This window comes from Moorena sp. SIO1G6 (assembly GCF_010672795.1).
Classification (GTDB): domain Bacteria; phylum Cyanobacteriota; class Cyanobacteriia; order Cyanobacteriales; family Coleofasciculaceae; genus Moorena; species Moorena producens.
Map to the genome: position 1 here is coordinate 1 of NZ_JAAHFZ010000194.1, position 1,159 is coordinate 1,159.

At 44.0% G+C, this 1,159-nt stretch carries 1 protein-coding gene; it reads left to right on the forward strand.

Features of this window, described 5'->3' with window-relative positions; all coding sequences use genetic code 11:
- A partial coding sequence (locus F6K63_RS36970; protein WP_287315025.1) for a hypothetical protein occupies positions 1–905 on the forward strand: 905 nt, incomplete at its 5' end.
- Positions 906–1,159 lie beyond the last annotated feature (254 nt).

A 1,159-nucleotide genomic window follows, 5' to 3' on the forward strand; every position in this document is an offset into this window, starting at 1 on the left:
TCAATCAGAGAGTTGCCGTTTTAGACATGCTTTTATGTGGCGATATCCAGAAGAATGACCCGTCAAATGAAATGACAAAGGTGTACACAAAGGTAGCTAATCTGCTCACTGCGGAAGACATCGCCCTTTTTGATGCTGGTTTTTCACTGGCAAATGCAATGATCCATGGCATTCATCAATGTTTGATCCGCTTACCGAAAAACTGCACTCTTGGCCGCACACCCGGGAAAATCCCTGCACGAACATCAGAAAAAGGACGTGCGCCAAGCCGTCATCAAGCCGAGATCGTTAGACCATTAGAACGGCAACATGGAAAAAACACCCTCCCAAGAACTGCACCCGATGAAACGATTACATCGATTGATGAGTTAGGAACTGAGGTTAAGATTGAGGTTTGGCATCCTCTCTACCTGCTTGAGCGTCACCTAGACAACCTTACTGATGACAAGACAAAAAAGAGGCTGCGAGACATTCCAATTAAGGTCATCGCCGTTCATCATCCAGATTATGATGATCCTCTCCTGCTTGGGACACCGGTCGTGGCCTTAACGTCGGAGTCGATGGCGAAAATGTATCCTGAACGATGGCCGATTGAAGGCGTTCCTCAGGCAGCCAAGTATTTGTTGTCGGGCGGTGGTGGTCGTCACTACGTTCATCATCCACAAGCAATAAAACGGTTACCAGCATTAGCGATGATATTTGGAACATTATTCAAATATTTGGCCGCAACTTTCCCACCAATGCGTTCTGGCTTTTGGGATCGGGTGGTCAAACCGACATATGGCCGCTTGTTAAGGTATTTAAAAAAAGTTGGTTTGCCTCTTTCGGAGCAACTTTCTAAAAAGGCTTCGACAACGGCACATTTACCCGTCGGATACGAAGCAATTAGGCTTTCAAGAGTTTAAATAGCTTTTGAAAGCGAAAATTTGATCCCATTTAGGGAAAACTAAAGTAATTCAATCAATAATCAACCCAAAATTTCCACGGCTTTTCAGTAAAAATTAGTGAGCAAGCTGATTTGCAATCTCTGCATCAAAATACCTTCTAGCCGAAGCAAGGTTGTTAAAGCCGAGTTTTTGAGTGAGACCAACTAAAAAATTATTTTCTCTACCGGACAGTACTGACCCAAAGGGTCTAACTGATAGTGTAACGTTCTTTC